Source organism: Sphingomonas sp. BE138 (assembly GCF_031456125.1).
GTDB lineage: Bacteria > Pseudomonadota > Alphaproteobacteria > Sphingomonadales > Sphingomonadaceae > Sphingomonas.
The window spans coordinates 154,244-173,715 of record NZ_JAVDUC010000007.1 but is presented as its reverse complement, the minus strand read 5'-3'; the positions used below and the strand labels follow the sequence as shown (position 1 = coordinate 173,715).

Below are 19,472 nucleotides of genomic sequence, written 5' to 3'. Positions count from 1 at the left end.
ACGCCAACCTTTTATAGCCACCCCCTTGCAACCGAAATCACAGTTCCTAAGTTATGGTCGTACGGCGCTCGTGTCCCCCCTTTCGCGAGCCCGTATGACACGCTTAGGCGTGTCTCCTCCCTGAACCTTGGCCACCGGGTGCACGCACCCGGTGGTTTTTTTCTGTAGGTATGCCTGGTTCGACCGCTATTCAGCAGCGTCGGCGATGGGGAACGGCGGCGCGACCGCACCATCCGCCAGCGCCTGCTCGGCAAGCGCATCGATTACCGCACGCAGCATCCGCGCCGTCGCCGCCATCCCGCTTCCCGGCTGGTCCAGCCGGCGGTCGAGATACAGCCCGCGGTCGATCTCCAACTGGATTGCATGCACCCCGTGCTGCGGGATCGCGTGCCGCTCAAGGATGTGCCCGCCCGCATATGGGGTGTTGAGCGCATGGTGCAGTCCTTCGCGCCCCAGTGCCTCCTCGACCCGCGCGACAAAGCGCCCCGCCGCCGCGCGTCCGAACCGGTCGCCGATCACCACCCGCGCGCGGCCGCCGGCGATCGGCGGCATCGAATGGACGTCGAGCAGCACGGCGCACCCGAACCGTGCGCGTGCTGCCTCCAGCAACCGTGCCAGCGCATCGTGGTACGGGCGGTGATCCGCCGCGATCCGCGCCTCCACATCCGCCGCGCTCAGCCGGCACCGCCACAACTCGCCCGCCGCCGCGGTTCGTCGCGGCACCAGCCCGATCCCGGCGCGCACCTTCGCCGACGACGACGACGCCCGGCACGCTCCATCGTCGAGTAGCGGGTCGCGTTCATGCTCGGCGCGGTTCAGGTCGATCCACGCGCGCGGGCGCCGTTGAAGCAGCAGCGTTTCGTCGCGCCGCGCCGCCAGCGCCACCGTGTCGACATACCGGTCCTCCAACGCCGCGAGGCTGGCGAGCGGCGCGCGCAGCGCCATGCGCAACTCCGGCGGATAGTCGCGTCCGGCATGCGGCACCGACAGCACCACCGGGCTGACAGGCTCCAGGTCGCCGATCATGTCGAAGGAACGCGTCATCCGCGGCCACCCTATGGAAGCCGGCGCAGGTCCGCAACGTGTCGTCGTGGCGCGCGCGTTCACCATCTCCGCTGGTGGAAAAATCAACGCCCCTCGGGCATATTACGGCGTGAACGGGAGTTGTGGTTGCGATGATACGGATTCTGCTGGCCGAAGACGATGCGGTAATGCGCGAGTATCTTGGTCGCGCGCTCGAACGCTCGGGCTATCATGTCACATCGGTCGACCGCGGTACGGCAGCCGTGCCGCTTCTGGAGGCGGAGCGCTTCGACCTGCTGCTCACCGACATCGTCATGCCCGAGATGGACGGGATCGAGCTGGCGCAAAAGGCGCAGGAGATCGCGCCGGGGATGCGCGTGATGTTCATCACGGGCTTTGCGGCGGTCACGCTGAAGGCCGGCAACGCGATGCCGCAGGCGCGCGTCCTGTCCAAGCCGTTCCACCTGCGCGATCTGGTGCTTGAGGTCGACCGCCTGTTCGACAACGGCACTGCCAACGAGCTGATCTGACGGGGAGCGATAAAAGCGAAAAAGCCGCTTGCGTGCCTCCGGCCCACCCGCTAGAGGCGCTCCCCTACGGAGGGCGTGTAGCTCAGTGGTAGAGCACTGTGTTGACATCGCAGGGGTCGCAAGTTCAATCCTTGCCACGCCCACCACTTAAAACCCCGCCCATCTTCGGATCGGCGGGGTTTTTGATGTTTGGCGTGTCGGTCTGCCGCGGCAGGCCATCAATGCCGTCATTGTCTTTGGGGCAACGCGACGTGCGGCACCACCGGCGGCAGCTTCTCGATCACTCCGCCATGGCGAACTTCGTATCCTCCAGCGCCAGATCGACCAATGCGCGCATCGCCGCCGTCGCTCCGGCGACGTCCTGAGCCGCGATCATGTCATGAACGCGGACGTGGTCGGGCAGCGGATTGCGCGGCAGCGAGCGCGCGCGTTGCTTGAACTGCGTCGTCCAGTGGATCGCCGCGCCGATGCTCGCGCTCAGCACCATCAATGCGTCGTTGCGCGTTGCGCGCAGCACCGCATTGTGGAAGTCCTTGTCCGCCGCGCGCCCCGCCTCGGTCGCCAGCGTGTGGCGGCGCATCGATGCCAGCGCATCCTTCATTGCCTTCAGATCGGCCTTCTCGCGTCGCTGCGCTGCCAGTCCTGCCGCTGCGGGCTCCACGATGGCGCGCAGTTCGAACAGCGCGCGCACGAAGCCGATATCGGGCGCCCCCGCAAACGCCCAGGCCAGCACGTCGGGGTCGAGCAGGTTCCAGCGCTCGCGCGGCAGCACGCGCGTCCCCGCCTTCGGGCGGCTTTCGACCAGCCCCTTGGCTGCGAGCACCTGCATCGCCTCGCGGTAAGCACTGCGTGAAACGTCTAACGCTTCGGAAAAGGCGACCTCTCCCGATAGCGTATCGCCCGGCGCATATTCGCCGGACACGATCGCGGTGCCGAGCTTGTGCGCGATTGCGCCGTGCAGCCGCCGCCCGGTGCCGCGCAGCGACACGCGCTCGACCACCGCATCCGCGCTACCCTTGACGTCCTGCGCCGCGTCGCTCTCCCGATCCGCCATCACTGCCCCTTGTGATCCGCTTGTTGTTGATGTGGCAAGTGGTGTTTCAAATATCGTTGCATTGGCGTGTAGCGGATCCTAATGTCCGAGTAATGAGGAAAATGGCGGCGGGCGCAAAGATCGTCCGGTGCCGCAATCGGGAGGATAGGATGAAGGCACGTCTGTTCGCTTATGCCGGGGCGCTGGCCATGGGCTTCGCGGCGCTCACCCCCGCGGCCGCGCAGGAGACCGCGACGGTCGCGGTGCACGCCGACCGGCCGGGACCGCGGTACGACAAGCGCGTCTTCACCCAGTTCGCCGAGCATCTGGGCAACGGCATCTACGGCGGGCTGTGGGTCGGCAACGACCGCAAGATCCCCAACACCCGCGGCTTCCGCAACGACGTGGTCGGCGCGCTGCGCGACCTGGGGACCCCCGTCATCCGCTGGCCGGGCGGGTGCTTCGCGGACGAATACCACTGGCGCGAGGGCATCGGCCCCAAGAACAAGCGCCCGGTCAAGATCAACACCCATTGGGGCGGCGTGACCGAGCCGAACACCGTCGGCACGCACGAATTCTTCGACGTGACCGAGCAGATCGGCGCCGAGGTCTATATTTCCGGCAACGTCGGCAACGGCACGCCGCAGGAAATGGCCGAATGGGTCGAGTACATCACCTCCCCCGCCGGCTCGCTGGCCGACGAACGCGCCAAGAACGGCCATAAGGCGCCGTGGAAGCTGCCGTATTTCGGGATCGGCAACGAGCTGTGGGGCTGCGGCGGCAACATGAAGCCGGAATATGCCGCCGACGTCACGCGCCGCTACGCCACCTTCATCAAGGCGCCGGCCGGCACCCGGATCGAAAAGATCGCATCGGGCGCGAACGTCGACGACTATAACTGGACCGAAGTGATGATGCGCGAGGCGGGCGGGATGCTCGACGGCCTGTCGCTGCATTACTACACCGTCCCGCACAACTGGGTGAAGAAGGGTTCGGCCATCGACTTCGACGAAGGCGATTGGGCGGTCACGCTTGCCAAGACGTGGAAGATGGACGAGCTGCTCGACAAGCACACCGCCATCATGGACAAGTACGACCCCGCCAAGCGCGTCTACCTGGCGGTCGACGAATGGGGCACCTGGTACGATCAGGACCCAGGCACGCATCCGGGTTTCCTGCGCCAGCAGAACAGCCTGCGTGACGCGCTGGTCGCCGCGATCAACCTGAACATCTTCGCCAAGCATGCCGACCGCGTCCGCATGACCGCGATCGCGCAGATGGTGAACGTCCTCCAGGCGATGATCCTGACCGACGGCAACAAGATGGTGCTGACCCCCACCTATCACGTCTTCAAGATGTACAAGCCGTACATGGACGGCACCGTGCTGCCGATCGACGTGAAGTCGCCGTGGTACAACAAGGACCAGTGGGTGATGCCGGCGGTCAGCGCTTCGGCGGTCCGCGACAAGGCCGGGGTGGCGCACGTCGCGCTCGCCAATGCCGATCCCAACCGCGACATCACGGTGACGACGACGATCACCGGCCTGACCGCCTCGCGCGTCTCCGGCCAGATCCTGACCGGTCCGAAGATCAATTCGCTCAACACCTTCGACCAGCCCAACGCCGTCGTCCCCGCCGCCTTCAACGGCGCGCAGCTGAACGGCGGGCAGCTGACGGTCACGCTGCCGGCCAAGTCGGTCGTCATGCTGGACCTGAACTGATGCGCGACGCGCCGCTGCTGTCGCGCCGCCTGTTCGTCACCGGGGGCGCGGCGCTCGCCGCTGCCCCCGCGTGGGCCAGAACGCGGGGCGCGGCCCCCGCGATCGTCAACCCGCTGGTCCGTCAACGCGCCGATGCGCAGGTGTTCCGCCACACCGACGGCTGGTATTACCTGACCGGATCGGTCCCCGAATACGACCGGCTGGTGCTGCGCCGCGCGAAGACGATCGCCGGCCTGTCGACCGCGCCGGAGCGGGTGCTGTGGCGGCACGAGAAAAGCGGCGCGCTGTCGGGCTTCCTTTGGGCGCCCGAGCTGCACCTGATCGACGGACGGTGGATCATGTATTTCGCCGCGGGGCCGAGCGGGGGCGGCGAGGACGTGTTCCGCATCCGCACCCATGCGGTGGTGTGCGACGGCCAGGACCCGATGACCGGCAACTGGACGGTGCTGGGGCAGCTCCAGACGCCGTGGGACAGCTTCAATCTCGATTCGACCAGCTTCGTCCACCGTGGCCAGCGCTATCTGGCCTGGGCGCAGCGCGAGGAAGGGATCAACACCAATTCGAACCTGTACCTGGCGCCGCTGGCGACCCCGCTGACCTTCGCCGCCAAGCCCGCGCGGTTGACCATCCCGGAATTGCCGTGGGAAATCCGCGGCTTCAAGGTCGCCGAGGCGCCGGCGCTGCTGGCGCGCAACGGGCGGCTGTTCCTCACCTATTCGGCGAGCGCCACCGACGCGCGCTATTGCCTGGGGATGCTGACGGCGCGCGACGATGCCGACATCATGGACCCGGCGGCATGGCGCAAGTCGCCGGTGCCGGTGATGACGAGCGCGCCCGAGCGCAAGATCTTCGGCCCCGGCCACAACAGCTTCACGGTCGACGAGCGCGGCCGCGACATGCTGGTCTATCACGCGCGCGACTATGAGAAGATCGTCGGCGACCCGCTGTTCGACCCCAATCGCCATACCCGCGTCCAGCCGATCCGCTACGACCGCGACGGCGTGCCGCAATTCATGCCGCCCGCCGCCAACGGCCCGCTGCGCGCGGCGTAATATGTCGGACTATTGCTGGCTTCTGCATGGGGGCGGTAGCGCCCGGTGGCTGCTGGTGCGGCGATCGCCGTCGCGGGTGCACCGACTGCCGCCAAAATAGCGACGTCCGCACGCTTTGCGCTGGAAAAACCGGTGCATGATCCCGCGATCGTCGCCGATCGGAACCGCTTTTCCCGTTGGCGAGCGGGTATTCCGGACGGGGGGCGGGGGCTGAGGCAAAGCCCTCTCCCCTCTGGGGAGAGGGTTTGGGTGAGGGGTTCGGGGCCTGCAGAGAGGTTCGGTCTCGGTGAGACACCTGCCCCTCACCCAACCAGTTCCGGGTCAACATCGCCCCGCGATGTTGAGAATGTTCCGGGGGCACATTCGACTTGGAACTCCCCGGAGGGGAGAGGGCTAAGATTCGCGAGAACCCTGCTCCTCACCCGACCGGCATGACCGACCCGATGCTCCCCGAAGGGAATCGGGCCAGGAAAGGGTCAGAAACTCGCCGCGCCGTATACCTGCGAGACGTCGCCGCCCCATGCGCCGTGGTACAGGTCGAGCAGTTGCTCGGCGGGGACCTTGCCGGCGCGGACGATTTCGCGCAGCGGTTCGAGGAAGCCGGTTTCGTCCTCGCCCGACGCGCCGAACCGGGCGCGCGCCTTCAGGCCACCGTGCGCGATGTCGAGGACGGTGGCGGCGATGTCGCGCAGCTGCCCGCCGCCGGGGATCGGCGCCGACAGCCCGAGCCGCGGCACCGCATCGCGCAGCGCCTGGCGTTCGTCGAGCGTCCAGTGCTTCACGAGGTCCCACGCGGCGTCGAGCGCGGTGGTGTCGTACAGCAAGCCGACCCAGAGCGCGGGGAGCGCGCAGATGCGGTTCCACGGACCGCCGTCGGCGCCGCGCATCTCCAGAAACGTCTTGAGCCGGACTTCCGGAAAGGCGGTCGAGAGATGGTCGTCCCAATCCTCGATCGTCGGCTTCTCGCCCGGCAGCACCGACAGCTCGCCGCGCAGGAAGTCGCGGAAGCTGAGGCCCGCGGCGTCGATATACCGGCCGTCGCGATAGACGAAGTACATCGGCACATCGAGCATGTACTCGGCATAACGCTCGTAGCCGAAGCCGTCCTCGAAGACGAACGGCAGCATCCCGGTGCGCGCCGGATCGGTATCCGACCAGATGTGGCTGCGGTAGCTGAGGAAGCCGTTCGGCCGCCCTTCCGTGAACGGCGAGTTGGCGAACAAGGCGGTGGCGAGCGGTTGCAGCGCGAGCCCGACGCGGAACTTCTTGGCCATGTCGGCTTCGCTGGCATAATCCAGGTTCACCTGGATCGTGCAGGTGCGCAGCATCATGTCGAGCCCCATCGTGCCGACGCGCGGCATGTGGCGCAGCATGATCGCGTAGCGGCCCTTGGGCATGATCGGCAGCTCGGCGCGCGCCTTGTCGGGCCACATGCCGAGGCCGAGGAAGCCGATGCCGAGCTTCTCGCCGGCCTGCTTCACCTGCGCCAGGTGGCGACCGGTTTCGGCGCACGTCTGGTGCAGATTGTCGAGCGGGGCGCCCGACAGCTCGAACTGGCCGGCGGGCTCGAGGCTGACCGAGCCGTCGGCGCCGGTCAGCGCGATGATCTTGCCGCCCTCCTCCACCGGGCGCCAGCCGTGCGGCTCCAGCGCGTGGAGCAGGTCGCGGATGCCGCCGGGCTCGTCCCATGCCGGCGCATGATGGTCGGCGGTGGCGTAGACGAACTTCTCGTGCTCGGTGCCGATCCGCCAGCGCTCCGCGGGCTTCTCGCCCCCGGCGAAACGGGCGATCAGCTGGTCGCGCGATTCGATGACCGCTGCGCGCGTGTCCGAAACGGTCTTGGTCGTCATGGCCGCGCCTTACGCCGCGATGAACGGGCGCGCTAGGGTGGATCGCGTTGCGATGTGTAAAGCGCTACCAGTCGGCGCTACCAGTCTCCGGCGACCGACATCCAGATCGCGACCGCGGCGGCGGCGGCGGTGTCGGCGCGCAGGATGCGCGGGCCGAGCGCGATGCCGGTCGCGGCGGGGTGCGCGCGGATCGCGGCGCGCTCCTCGTCGTCGAAGCCGCCCTCGGGGCCGATCAGGATCGCCGCGGGGCCGGGGTGCGCGCGCATCGCCTCAGCGGCGGGGGTACCGCCCAGTTCGTCGGCGAAGAAGAGCGCGCGGTCGGCGGGCCAGTCGCGCAGCAACGCCGCCAGCTTCACCTGCTCGGCCACCTCCGGAACGGCGGTGCGGCCGCATTGCTCGGCCGCCTCGATCATGTGGGCGCGCAGCCGCTCGGTATTGGGCTTGTCGACGACGGTGCGGCGAGTGACGACGGGGACGAGCCGCGCGACGCCCAGCTCGCACGCCTTCTCCGCCATCCAGTCGACGCGGCCCTTCTTCAGCGGGGCGGCGACCAGCCACAGGTCGGGGACGGGTTCGCGATCGCGCAGGCGCTGCTGCACGTCGAGCGTCAGGTCGCGCTTGCCGACCGCGGTCGCGACCGCCAGCCACTCGCCGGTGGCGTCGTCGAACAGCTTGACCGGGTCGCCGGGCTTCGTGCGCATCACCGACACCAGGTAATGCGCCTGCGCGCCGGTCAGCGTCAGCGCGCCGGGCGCCAGCGAGGTTTCGACGAACAGCCGCGGCGTCGAGCGCGGCGGCCAGGCGGGCACCGCCCCCATTTACTTCTTCCTTCCCCGTGCCAGCAGCACGCGCGCGATCAGGAACAGGATCGCGCCGGCCAGCGCGACCGCCAGCACGACGCCCGCGACCGCACCGGCGACGCGCAGGATGGCATAGAACAGCGCCTCGAAAAACCGGCCGATCGCGACCGACAGGTGGATCACTTAGCGGCGACGCGGGTCCAGCGCTGCTCCTTGCAGCCGAAGCCGGCGAACAGGCACCCCTCCGCGACCAGCGTGTTGCGGCCTTCCAGGTGGAGCGTGCCGTCGACCTCGCGCCCGATGTCGGGGACGAAGACGGTGCCGGCCCAGCTGCCGTCCTCGTCACGCTCGAACCCGCGGAACAGCGGCGTGCCCACCAGGCGATCGGTGCCCGCCGCGGCGGCATCGGCCTTCGCCCGCTCGCTCGCCGAGACGATCGTGCCGCACATGCCGGGCTCGCCGCGGCAGGCGGCCACGCGGATGCGCACGCTGTCGGCGGCGTTGCGCCACGTGCCCGCCAGCGGATCGGCGGCGGTGGCGGCGAGCAGGGCGAACAGGGTGAACATCCGGGCGATCCTCGAAAAACGCGACGGCCCCCTATCTAGGGAGGCGGTGCGCGGGAATGAACCGCTGCGGGACTATTTCGCCGCCCAGCGGATCGCATTGGCGAGGATGCGGCGCATGTTGGGGTCGTCGTACGCTTCCGGGTTGTGGCCCAGCGCGGAGTAGAACACGTGGCCCTTCGCGCGCGGGTTGACCCACATCACCGGATGTTCGGCACCCATCGCCAGCTTCGCGCCAGGGCGGTAGCTGCCCTCGTCGACGCGCGCGAGCACGGTCATGCCGCGTGCGGCGGGATTGGCGGAGAAGGAATAATATTCGTCGCTGAGCGTCCACGGCTGCGTCACGCCGGCCATCACCGGGTGCTGCGGCCGGTCGACGACCACGCGCGCGGGCTGGATATGGTCGTCGCCGTTCGGGTGACCGATGAAGGTCGTGCCGATGATCGTGGCATCGTACCACGGTTCCTTGTGGCTGTCGTCGCCGGCGGCGTGGAGCGCCACGACGCCGCCGCCGCGCGCGACGAAGCGCGTGAACGCCGCCTGCTGCGCAGGGGTCAGGAAGTCGCCGCTGGCGCTGTTGAGCACCACCACCGCGAAACGGCGCAGGTCGCGGTCGTTGAAGACCGCGGCGTTTTCGGTCGTGAAGCTCCGGCGCCCGAGATCGCGTGCGATCCCGGCGATCACCTCGTTCGAATGCGGGATATGCTCGATGTGGCGCCAGCCGTTCGTCTTGGAGACGATCAGCACCGCGTCCTTCAACCCTGCGGGCACCGGCGGCGGGGTGGTGTCGACCACCTTCGGGGGCAGATGCGGGTTGCCGGTCGCCTGCGCCAGCGCCACGCCCAAGATCATCGCCAGTGTCTTCAGCATCATCCGTCTCCCCGCCCCTGCCTGAGCGCTATCTTCCGGCTCGCCCGCCCCGTCCGTTCGTGCCGAGCCCGTCGAAGCACGTGCCTAGCGGAGCCGGACGCTTCGGACACGTCCTTCGACAGGTTCGGGACGAACGGTGTTGGGGAGCTTAGCGCGTTGATCGGGCGGGGAAAGCGGCTTTTAGTCGGTGAGCGTGATGTGCATCGCGATGCGCTTCTCGCCGCGCGGCGCGACCTCGAACACGCCGGGCTTGTCGCGGAAGTCGCCGTCGAAGCCGTGCGGGTCGGCGATGCCGTGCCAGGGTTCGACGCAGACATAGGCCGCGCCGGGCTTGGTCCAGATCCCGAGCTTCGGCGTGTCGGGAAAGGCGATATCGAGTTGCGGCGCACCGTCGACGCCGTAGCGGACCGACTGCGACTCGACCGGATCCCAGACGAGCGCATCGTCGGTGAACAGGTCGTCGGCCAGATGCAGCACGCGCCCGTCGAGCGGCGAGGGCCGCGTCTCGGGCGCGATCGTGCCGTCCGGAGCGATGACGCGCAGCGCGGCCGGCTCGTCCCGTTCGAACGCGATCCGATGCGCAGCGCGATCCTGCCCGTAGGGGAGCGGCCAGGCGAAGGCGGGATGGAAGCCGAAGCTGGCGGGCAGCGGCTCGTCGGCGGGGTTCACCACCGTCACCTCGATCGCGAGCGTCGCGTCGCGCAGTTCGAACGCGACCTCCAGCCGGAACGCGAACGGATAGGAGGCGCGGGTCGCCTGATCGTCGGCCAGGGCGAACACCGCACGGGTCGCACCGGACTCGATCACCGAGAAGGTGCTGCGGCGCGCGAAGCCGTGCTTGGCGATCGGATATGCCTGACCGTCGATGCGGATCGCGCCGGTCGCGGTCATGCCGATCACCGGGAACAGGAGCGGCGCCCGCCCGGTCCAGAAGCGCGGGTCGGCGTCGGTCATCAGCTCGCGGCCTCGCGCGTCGGTCAGCGACGACAGCTCGGCACCGAGCGGGTTGATCGCGGCGCTCAAGGTGCCGTTCGAAATGCGGATCCAGTCGTCAGCCACGCAATTGCGCTCCCTGCTTGGCGGCGGCAGCCACCACCTTGTCGGCGATCGCCTTCAGATCGGCGTCGGTGAAGCTCTTCTCGGCGGGTTGCAGCACCACCTCGACCGCGACCGACTTGTGCCCCTCGGCCACGCCCGCGCCGGTGAACACGTCGAAGACGCGCGCGCGGACGATCGTCGCCTTGTCGGCGCCCTTCACCGCGCGCACCAGCGCGTCGGCGGTGACGTCGGCGGGAACGAGGAACGCGAAGTCGCGGCGCACCGGCTGGAGCGCGGGCGGCGCATAGGCGGGGCGCATGAAGCCGGCCCCTCGCTTCGCCGGGATCGCGTCGAGATAGAGTTCGACCGCGGCGACCTGCCCCGAGAGGTCGAACGCCTTCATCACCGCCGGGTGGACCGCGCCGAACGCGGCCAGCACGGTCTTCGGCCCGAGCCGCAGCGTGCCCGAGCGGCCGGGATGGAAGGCCGCGCCCGCGTCGCCCATCACCTGAAGGTTGTCGACCGGCGCGCCGGCGGCGGCGAGCAGCGCCAGCGCCTCGGCCTTGGCGTCATAGGCGTCGAACGCGGCCGCCTTGCCCTCGCGCCAGCCGCGCGGGCGGCGATCACCGGCGAGCACGACGCCCAGGGTCGCGCGCTCGGCATCGGGCAGGTAGCGGCGGCCGATCTCAAACAGCCGCACCGTTTCCGCGCCCTGCCGCAGGTTGCGCTCGACGGCGGACAGCAGGCCGGGGAGCAGCGACGGGCGCATCACCTTCAGCTCCTCGCTGATCGGGTTCGCCAGGCGCCACGCCGCCTCGCCGAAGGGCGCGACCTGCTTTTCGCTGAGGAAGCTCCACGTCACCGCTTCGTCGAGCCCGCGTGCGGCGGCGGCGCGGCGGGTGCGGCGCTCGATACGCTGATCGGGCGTGGCGGTCGGGCGCGCGACGCCGGGGACGCGCGGCAGCGGGACGGGCGCGACCTTGTCGATCCCCTCGATGCGGATCACTTCCTCGACCAGATCGGCGGTGCCGTCGATATCGCGCCGCCACGTCGGGGGCGTGACGTTCCACGCGTCGTCGACCGTGAAGCCGAGCGAGGCGAGGATCGCACGCTGCCGCTCCGGCGCGACCGCCAGCCCGCCGAGCGTTTCCGCGCGCGCCGGATCGTAGGCGTAGCTGCGGGTGCCGAGCGGCGGTTCGCCCGCGCGTGTGACGCCGCTGGCGGTGCCGCCGCAATATTCGAGGACCAGGAAGGTCGCGATCGCGAGGCCATCGTCGAGGAACGCCGGATCGACCCCGCGTTCGAAGCGCTGGCGCGCGTCGCTGGTCAGCGCGAGCTTCTGCCCGGTCCGTGCGATCGCCTCCGGGGTGAAGTACGCACATTCGATGACGACGTCGGTGGTCGTCTCCGACACGCCCGAATGCGCACCGCCCATGATCCCGCCGATGTCGTGGACCGCGACGTCGTCGGCGATCACCGTCATGCCGGCTGACAGCGTATAGGTCTTGCCGTTGAGCGCCTCGACCGTCTCGCCGTCCTTGGCCTGCCGCGCGACGAGGCCGCCCGACAGCTTCGCCTTGTCATAGACGTGCAGCGGACGGCCGAGGTCGACGGTCAGGTAGTTGGTAATGTCGACCAGCGCCGAAATCGGCTTCTGCCCGATCGCGCGCAGCCGCTTCGTCATCCACGCCGGCGCGTCGCCGTTGCGAAGGCCGCGCACCTCCTGGGCGTAGAAGGCCGGGCAGCCGGCGGGGTCCTCGATCCGCACCTCCGGCCCCGCGCCCTCGCCTGCGACCTCGGGCACGATCGGCGCGACCAGGGTGCCGAGCCCGGCGGCGGCGAGGTCGCGCGCGATGCCGTGGACGCCCATGCAATCCTGCTTGTTGGGCGTCACGGACACCTCGATCACCGGATCGCCGAGCCCGGCGTAATCGGCGAAGGACGTGCCGACCGGCGCATCCGCGGGCAGTTCGATGATGCCGTCGTGATCGTCGCCCAATTCCAGCTCGCGCGTCGAGCACATCATGCCGTTCGATTCGACGCCGCGGATCGCCGCGACCTTCAGCACCATGCCGTTGGCGGGCACCGCCGCGCCGGGCTTGCCGAACACGCCGACCAGCCCGGCGCGCGCGTTGGGGGCGCCGCAGACGACCTGTAGCGGACCGTCACCGGCATCGACCGACAGCACCTGCAACTTGTCGGCCCGCGGATGGCGCTCGGCGGTGAGCACGCGCGCGACGGTGAAGCCGTCCAGCTTCGCGGCGGGATCGGTGACGCCCTCCACCTCCAGCCCGATGTTGGTGAGCGCGACCAGGATCTCGCCCAGCGAGGCGGTGGTCTCGAGATGGTCCTTGAGCCAGGAAAGGGTGAATTTCATGCGTCTCTACTTCCGTCGTCCCAGCGCGTGCCGGGGCCTTTCTGGGGCGGGCGTAACGTCGACCCGCGGGAGACCCCGGCTTTCGCCGGGGTGACGTGCGTGGCTCAGGCCGGCGTTCCCACGCCGCCCGACAGCGTCGGCACGTCGAGCGCGCTGAACCCGTAATGCTTCAGCCAGCGGATATCGCCGTCGAAGAAGGCGCGCAGATCGTCCATGCCGTATTGCAGCATCGCCAGCCGGTCGATCCCGCAGCCGAACGCGAAACCCTGCCACTCGTCGGGATCGAGCCCGCACGCGGCGATCACCTTCGGATGGACCATGCCGCTGCCCAGCACTTCCATCCAGCCGCCGTCGCCCTTCGTCGGATCGCCGCCGATCACGCGCTTGCCCTTCACGATCGAATAGCCGACGTCGACCTCCGCCGAGGGTTCGGTGAAAGGGAAATAGCTGGGGCGCAGCCGCAGCACGATGTCGTCGCGCTCGAAGAACGCCTTGAGGAAGGTCTCGAGCGTCCATTTCAGGTGGCCGAGCGTGATGCCCTTGTCGATCACCAGCCCTTCGACCTGATGGAACATCGGGGTGTGGGTGGCGTCGCTGTCGGAGCGATAGGTGCGGCCCGGCGCGATGATGCGGATCGGCGGCTTGTTGGCCAGCATCGTGCGGATCTGCACCGGCGAGGTGTGGGTGCGCAGGACGCGCGGCGTCTCGCGGTCGTGCTGCGCATCGGCCGACGACGGGCTCTGCCCGTCGCGGTCCGCTCTCGCTGGCTGCTCGAGATAAAACGTGTCGTGCATGGCGCGCGCCGGGTGCGTTTCGGGGATGTTGAGCGCACCGAAATTGTGCCAGTCGGTCTCCATCTCCGGCCCGCTGGCCACCGCGAAGCCGAGGTCGGCGAAGATCTCCGCGAGTTCGTCCATCACCTGGCTGACCGGGTGGACGGTGCCGGCGAGCGGCGCGTCGGCGGGCAGCGTCATGTCGAGCGCCTCGCTGGCGAGTTGCGCGTCGAGCGCGACCTGTTCGAGGTGCGCCTTGCGGGCGGCGATCGCAGTCGTGACCGCCTCGCGAAGCCCGTGGATCGCGGGGCCGCGGGTCTGGCGTTCCTCCGGCGACAGCGCGCCCATCGTCTTGAGCAGCTGCGTGACGCGCCCCTGCTTGCCGAGCGCATCGACGCGCACCGCCTCCAGCGCGTCGAGCGAGGCGGCGGCGTCGATCGCGACCAGCAGATGGGTCTTCAGGTCGTCGGTGTCGGTCATCGTGTCATCCGTCATGCATGCCGTCCAAGCCGATGCTTGGCCCCAAGTCCAGCCATTGCGGGTTCGTTTCCTCGATCAGCCGCAGCTTCCAGTCGCGATTCCATTTCTTCAGCTGTTTCTCACGGTGGATGGCGGCGTCCATCGTATCGGCGACCTCATACCAGACGAGGCGCGTGATGTCGTAGCGCTCGGTGAAGCCCTTGAAGGTGCCGTCGCGGTGCTGGATGAGGCGGGTGAGCAGGTTTGACGTAACACCAATATAGAGCGTGCCGTGCGGACGGCTGGCGAGGACGTAGACGCACGGTTGTCGCTTCATTCCCGCCCCCTCGCCCGTCATTCCCGCGAAGGCGGGAATCCAGAACCTCTGACCTACCGGCTCTTGCGGAGACCTGCGCGTCTGGATTCCCGCCTGCGCGGGAATGACGAACTCAGGCAACCACACCGGCCAAAGAAAAAGGGCGCCGGTGTTGCCACCGACGCCCTTTCGTCGTCTCAACCGTCACGCCGTCAGACGGATCGGCGTTGCCGGTCCGCTGCCCGCCGTGACGAGTCCCGCGCCTGCTGTCGCAGGCGCGGGCCGCCCGCACTTACGCGGCCTGCGGGAGCGCCGCCTTCGCCTGCGCGATGATGGCGCTGAACGCCTCGCCTTCGTGCATCGCGATGTCGGCCAGGACCTTGCGGTCCAGCTCGACGCCGGCCAGCTTCAGGCCGTGCATGAACTGGCTGTAGGTCAGCCCCTCGGCGCGGACGCCGGCGTTGATGCGCTGGATCCACAGGCCGCGGAAGGTGCGCTTCTTCACCTTGCGGTCGCGATAGGCGTACTGGCCGGCCTTCTCGACCGCCTGACGGGCGACGCGGATCGTGTTCTTGCGACGACCGCGATAGCCCTTGGCCTGTTCCAGGATGTTCTTGTGCTTGGCGCGGGTGGTTACGCCCCGCTTGACGCGTGCCATGGTCTAGTCCTCCTCGTCGCTCAGTTCAGGCCGTACGGCGCCCAGGCCTTCACCGTCGCGGTGTCGGCCTTCGACAGCACCGTGGTGCCGCGGTTCTGGCGGATGTACTTGGCGTTGTGGCTGATGAGGCGGTGACGCTTGCCCGCGACGCCGTGCTTGATCTTGCCGGTGGCGGTGAGCTTGAAGCGCTTCTTCACGCCGCTCTTGGTCTTGAGCTTGGGCATTTTCATCCTTTCTGCTGCGAGGATCGACTGAGACGGCCGCGGCAGCCCCAGGTGGCCGGGCCGTCCGTATCCGCCGATCGCTCGGGAAGCGGGCCGCATAGCGAGGGTCGCGCGCAAAAGCAACCGGCCCGCGATCTGGCATGGGGGAACCGCCCCGCCCGCTTCGCGATTGTACCGCGATGGCAACGACCGCGCCCCCCTCCATCGGGCCTACGCCGACCCGGCCCCGCCGGTGGAAGCGAATCGCGCGCAACGTCGCGATCGGGACGGTCGCGGTGCTCGCCGCGGTGTGGCTGGTGCTGTTCGTCACCAAGGGCCGGTTTCTGCGCGGCACGTTCGAGAACGTCGTAGGCAAGCTGACGAACCGGCAGGTGACGGTCGGCGGCGACTTCCAGCTGTATTTCGCGCCGCTCAAGATCAAGTTCGTCGCCGAGAAGCTGGCGATCAGCAACCCCGCCTGGGCGACGCGCCCGCACCTGTTCACCGCCGACCGCATCGACACGCGGATCGCGCCCTTGTCGCTGCTGTTCGGCAAGCGGCGGCTGTACTGGCTGGACCTGACGAACGGCGCGGTCGACCTGGAATGGAACCGCGCGCACGATTCAAACACCTGGACGTTCGGCGACGGCAAGGGCGGCAAGCCGCTCGATCTGCCGCGGATCGACCGCGCGACCGTCGTCGGGACGCAGGTGCGCTACCTCGACCCGCGGATGCGGCTGCTGACGGAGGTGAAACTCGACACGATCCGCTCCACCGACGCCCGGATCGGCGAGGCCGTCGGTCTGAGCGGCGGCGGGCAGTTGCGCGACACGCCGTTCACAGTTGTCGCGCGGCTGCTGTCCCCCGATGCCACGGTCGCACGCGGCAAGAACGAGCTGGTGCTGCGCGCACGCGCCGCGGGCAACACGATCGACGTCGCCGGCACGTTGCCCAGCATCGCCGCGATCGAGGACGTGCCGCTGGCGGTAAAGGCACGCGGGCGCAACCTGTCGACGCTGCTCGACATCATCGGCGTCGTGATCCCGAACACGCGGACCTACACGCTGACCGCGCAACTGGTGCAGAGCGGGCAGGAATATCGCTTCACGCGGATGCGCGGGCGGTTCGGCGACAGCGATCTGGCCGGCCGGCTGACGATCACCAACGGCGAACGGCTGCACCTCGATTCGGCGCTGACCACGCGCACGCTCGACATCGTCGATGCCGCGCCGTTCATCGGCTACAACCCGGACATCGTCGCGGAAAAGGGCGCGGTCGCCGCCGCCGCCGCGACCGGCGCGGCACCGGCGCGGATCCTGCCCGACGCCGCGTTGCCGATCGCAACGATGCAGCGGTTCGACGCCGACCTCAAATGGCACATCGACCGCGTGCGGTCGAAGCGGTTGCCGATCGGCGACATCGACATGGTGCTGGACCTCGAGCGCGGCCGGCTGGCGCTGTCGCCGCTGACGATGGCGATGGCGCGCGGCAACCTGGCGACCGACATGATCTTCGACACGCGCCAGCGACCGAGCGCGGTCAGCTATGACGTGCGGCTCGCGCCCACCCCGCTCGGGCGATTGCTGGCCGGCTACGGCGTGGCCGAATCGGGGACCAGCGGCACGGTGCGCGGGCGCATCCAGCTGAAAGGGCGCGGCGACACGATCCACGACTCCCTGGCGACCTCGAACGGGCGGATCGCCTTCGTCATCCCGACCGGAACCTTGTGGACCCGCAACGTCCAGCTCGCCGAGATCGACCTGGGCACCTTCGTCCAGAAGATGTTCGAGGACGAGTTGAAGGAGCCGGTGCAGATGAACTGCGGGCTGGTCGCCTTCACCGTCCGCAACGGCGTGGCAGCGACGGACCCGATCCTGATCGACACCAAGAAGAACGTCATCCTCGGCAACGGCGGCTTCAGTTTCAGGAGCGAGGCGCTCGACCTCGCCTTCCGCGCCGATGCGAAGAAGTTCAGCCTGTTCTCCGGCCAGTCGCCGGTCGGGGTGACGGGCTATTTCGCGTCCCCGTCGCTCGAGGTCATTTCGCCGCAGCTGGTGGCGCGCGCCGGGGCGGGACTCGGTCTCGCGCTGGTGGCGACGCCGGTCGCGGCGCTGCTGGCGTTCGTCGATCCGGGCGACGCGAAGGCGGCGCAATGCGGGCCGATCCTGGCGGGCAAGACCGCCGCCGCGCAGCGCGACAAGGACGGCAACCCGCGCAAGGACGTCGGCGCGGGGAAGGTCGAGGGAGCCAAGCGCAAGAAGTTCCTGGGTATCTTCTGACGTGCACGCCTTTGCCGCCCTGCTGGACGCGCTGATCTACACACGGTCGCGCAACGCCAAGCTGAAGCTGATCGGCGATTATCTGCGCGCGACGCCCGATCCCGATCGCGGCTGGGCGATGGCGGCGCTGACCGGCGAGCTCGATCTGCCGGGGGTGAAGCCGGCGGTGATCCGCGCCCTGATCGAGTCGCGGGTCGACCCGGTGCTGTTCCGGATGAGCCGCGATTATGTCGGCGACACCGCCGAGACGGTCGCGCTGCTGTGGCCCGAACCCGACCCGCCGCCAGCGGAGGCGCCGCCGTCGGCGCATGTTCCGCACCGGTCCGATCACCAAGGACCGTTCGCCCCGAGCGTGTCGACGGGCGTGCCGCGGGACACGCGCCTCGACACGCTCAGCACGAACGGCAAAGGGGATACGCGTCGCGCAGGCGATGTTCTGAGCGTCGGCGATGTCGTCGACCGGCTGGCGCATCTGTCCCGCTCCGACGCGCCCGCCGCGCTGGCGGCGATGCTCGACCGGCTGGATGCCGACGAACGATTCGCGCTGCTCAAGATGGCGACCGGTGCGTTGCGCGTCGGCGTGTCGGCGCGGCTCGCCAAGCAGGCGCTGGCCGATGCGTTCGGGCTGGACGTCGAGGCCGTCGAGGAAGTGTGGCACGGGCTGGAGCCGCCCTATCCGACACTGTTCGCCTGGGCGGAGGGGACCGGCACGCAGCCGACCGCCGCCGACGTGCCCGTCTTTCGCCCGTTCATGCTCGCGCATCCGCTCGAGGATCTGCGCGTCGACCTGACCGATTATGTCGCGGAATGGAAATGGGACGGCATCCGCGTCCAGATCGTGCATGTGCCGGGCGCGGACGGCGGCGAGACGCGGCTCTACAGCCGCACCGGCGACGACGTGACGCGCGCCTTTCCCGATGTCGCCGCCGCCTTCGCCACGCATGGCGTCGTCGACGGCGAGTTGATGGTGAAGGGCGATGTCCAGGGCGGCGGGCTGGAGGACGGCGGCGGGGCGGCGAGCTTCAACGCATTGCAGCAGCGGCTGGGGCGCAAGCAGGTCTCTGCGAAGATGCTCGCCGAATCGCCGGCGTTCGTGCGGCTCTACGATATCCTCTTCGACGGCGCGGAGGACCTGCGCGCGCTGCCGTGGACCGAGCGGCGCGCGCGGCTGGAGGCGTTCGTCGCGCGGCTCGACCCTGACCGCTTCGATCTGAGCCGCGTGGTCGAGGCGGCGGATTTCACCGCGCTGGAGGGCATCCGCGCCGGTGCGCGCGACGCCGCGATCGAGGGGATGATGCTGAAGCGGCGCGATTCCCCCTATGTGGCGGGGCGGCGCACCGGATTGTGGTACAAATGGAAGCGCGATCCGCTGACCGCCGATTGCGTGATGATGTATGCGCAGCGCGGCAACGGGCGGCGATCGAGCTGGTACAGCGACTATACGTTCGGGTGCTGGACGGAAAACGGCGAGCTGCTGCCGGTCGGCAAGGCGTATCAGGGGATCACCGACCAGGAGATCGCGCAGCTCGACCGGTTCGTGCGCCAGCATACGGTGGGCCGCTTCGGGCCGGTGCGCGAGGTCGAGAAGTCGCTGGTGCTGGAGATCGCGTTCGATTCGATCCACGAATCGAAGCGGCACAAGTCGGGCGTGGCGATGCGCTTCCCGCGGATCGTGCGGATACGGACCGACAAGCCGGCGGCGGAGGCGGATACGCTGGCGGGGTTGCAGCGGTTGATTACGTGAGTTGATTCGCCGTCGCCCTTCGTCATCCCCGCGCCCCTGCCCTTCGTCATCCCCGCGCAGGCGGGGATCCAGACGCGCAGGTGTTCGCAAGGGCCGGACGGTCAGAGGTTCTGGATTCCCGCCTGCGCGGGAATGACGGAAGAAGAGCGGGAATGACGGGAGGAGAGGCGCGGGGATGACGGG

Annotated in this window: 17 protein-coding genes, 1 tRNA gene and 1 pseudogene; 6 read left to right on the top strand and 13 right to left on the bottom strand. The window is 69.0% G+C overall.

Annotated elements, in window-relative coordinates:
- Positions 1–186: 186 nt before the first annotated feature.
- A complete protein-coding gene (locus J2Y58_RS11240) occupies positions 187–1,044 on the bottom strand; it encodes an N-formylglutamate amidohydrolase (protein ID WP_310102972.1) in 858 nt (285 codons plus the stop codon).
- Between the two features lie 131 nt (positions 1,045–1,175).
- On the opposite strand from J2Y58_RS11240, the gene cpdR reads away from it, so the two are divergent.
- Together cpdR and J2Y58_RS11230 are read left to right on the top strand one after the other, a co-directional pair.
- A complete protein-coding gene (gene cpdR, locus J2Y58_RS11235; RefSeq protein WP_310102969.1) occupies positions 1,176–1,553 on the top strand; it encodes a cell cycle two-component system response regulator CpdR in 378 nt (125 codons plus the stop codon).
- A gap of 71 nt (positions 1,554–1,624) precedes the next feature.
- Positions 1,625–1,699, top strand: a tRNA-Val gene (locus tag J2Y58_RS11230).
- A 134-nt stretch (positions 1,700–1,833) separates the two neighbouring features.
- Here the strand turns inward: J2Y58_RS11230 and J2Y58_RS11225 are convergent.
- On the bottom strand, positions 1,834–2,607 hold the full coding sequence (locus J2Y58_RS11225) for a FadR/GntR family transcriptional regulator (RefSeq protein WP_310102967.1): 774 nt from the start codon (positions 2,605–2,607) through the stop codon (positions 1,834–1,836).
- A gap of 149 nt (positions 2,608–2,756) precedes the next feature.
- On the opposite strand from J2Y58_RS11225, the gene J2Y58_RS11220 reads away from it, so the two are divergent.
- Positions 2,757–4,307 carry an alpha-N-arabinofuranosidase gene (locus J2Y58_RS11220; RefSeq protein ID WP_405053092.1) on the top strand — a complete coding sequence of 517 codons (1,551 nt, stop codon included), beginning with the start codon at positions 2,757–2,759 and terminating at the stop codon, positions 4,305–4,307.
- Positions 4,307–5,347: pseudogene (locus J2Y58_RS11215) on the top strand (family 43 glycosylhydrolase); the annotation flags it as partial. The gene J2Y58_RS11220 and the pseudogene J2Y58_RS11215, both read left to right, overlap by 1 nt.
- A gap of 488 nt (positions 5,348–5,835) precedes the next feature.
- On the opposite strand, the gene J2Y58_RS11210 reads toward J2Y58_RS11215, so the two are convergent.
- The 11 genes from J2Y58_RS11210 to rpmI form a co-directional block, all read right to left on the bottom strand.
- Positions 5,836–7,209, bottom strand: a complete 1,374-nt coding sequence (locus J2Y58_RS11210) for a glutamate--cysteine ligase (protein ID WP_310102964.1) — start codon at positions 7,207–7,209, stop codon at positions 5,836–5,838.
- A 77-nt stretch (positions 7,210–7,286) separates the two neighbouring features.
- Complete coding sequence (locus tag J2Y58_RS11205) at positions 7,287–8,027, bottom strand: 16S rRNA (uracil(1498)-N(3))-methyltransferase (protein ID WP_310102961.1); 741 nt, start codon at positions 8,025–8,027, stop codon at positions 7,287–7,289.
- Entirely contained in the window at positions 8,028–8,192 is a 165-nt protein-coding gene (locus J2Y58_RS11200) for a hypothetical protein (RefSeq protein ID WP_310102958.1), read from the bottom strand.
- The gene (locus J2Y58_RS11195) at positions 8,189–8,575 is read right to left on the bottom strand and encodes a DUF2147 domain-containing protein (protein ID WP_310102955.1); all 387 of its coding nucleotides are present in this window, start codon (positions 8,573–8,575) and stop codon (positions 8,189–8,191) included. The genes J2Y58_RS11200 and J2Y58_RS11195 overlap by 4 nt, the downstream gene beginning before the upstream one ends.
- A 72-nt stretch (positions 8,576–8,647) precedes the next feature.
- Positions 8,648–9,442: a ThuA domain-containing protein gene (locus J2Y58_RS11190; RefSeq protein ID WP_310102953.1), complete on the bottom strand. Its 795-nt coding sequence runs from the start codon at positions 9,440–9,442 to the stop codon at positions 8,648–8,650.
- Positions 9,443–9,622: 180 nt separating this feature from the next.
- The gene (locus J2Y58_RS11185) at positions 9,623–10,501 is read right to left on the bottom strand and encodes an aldose 1-epimerase family protein (RefSeq protein WP_310102950.1); all 879 of its coding nucleotides are present in this window, start codon (positions 10,499–10,501) and stop codon (positions 9,623–9,625) included.
- Positions 10,494–12,857, bottom strand: a complete 2,364-nt coding sequence (gene pheT / locus J2Y58_RS11180; RefSeq protein ID WP_310102947.1) for a phenylalanine--tRNA ligase subunit beta — start codon at positions 12,855–12,857, stop codon at positions 10,494–10,496. Before pheT ends, J2Y58_RS11185 begins: the two co-directional genes overlap by 8 nt.
- 104 nt (positions 12,858–12,961) lie before the next feature.
- A complete protein-coding gene (gene pheS, locus J2Y58_RS11175; protein WP_310102945.1) occupies positions 12,962–14,110 on the bottom strand; it encodes a phenylalanine--tRNA ligase subunit alpha in 1,149 nt (382 codons plus the stop codon).
- A gap of 4 nt (positions 14,111–14,114) precedes the next feature.
- Positions 14,115–14,426, bottom strand: coding sequence for a GIY-YIG nuclease family protein (locus J2Y58_RS11170; protein WP_310103073.1), 312 nt, complete (start codon positions 14,424–14,426; stop codon positions 14,115–14,117).
- 271 nt (positions 14,427–14,697) lie between these two features.
- Positions 14,698–15,063 (bottom strand): 50S ribosomal protein L20, encoded by a 366-nt coding sequence (gene rplT / locus J2Y58_RS11165; protein WP_022687966.1) that lies wholly within the window; start codon positions 15,061–15,063, stop codon positions 14,698–14,700.
- A 20-nt stretch (positions 15,064–15,083) separates the two neighbouring features.
- Positions 15,084–15,287, bottom strand: coding sequence for a 50S ribosomal protein L35 (gene rpmI / locus J2Y58_RS11160; protein WP_058755056.1), 204 nt, complete (start codon positions 15,285–15,287; stop codon positions 15,084–15,086).
- A gap of 179 nt (positions 15,288–15,466) precedes the next feature.
- Here rpmI and J2Y58_RS11155 point away from each other — a divergent pair, with 179 nt between their 5' ends.
- The gene (locus tag J2Y58_RS11155; RefSeq protein WP_310102934.1) at positions 15,467–17,545 is read left to right on the top strand and encodes an AsmA family protein; all 2,079 of its coding nucleotides are present in this window, start codon (positions 15,467–15,469) and stop codon (positions 17,543–17,545) included.
- Position 17,546: 1 nt separating this feature from the next.
- Positions 17,547–19,289, top strand: coding sequence for a cisplatin damage response ATP-dependent DNA ligase (locus J2Y58_RS11150; protein ID WP_310102931.1), 1,743 nt, complete (start codon positions 17,547–17,549; stop codon positions 19,287–19,289).
- The last annotated feature ends 183 nt before the right edge of the window (positions 19,290–19,472 follow it).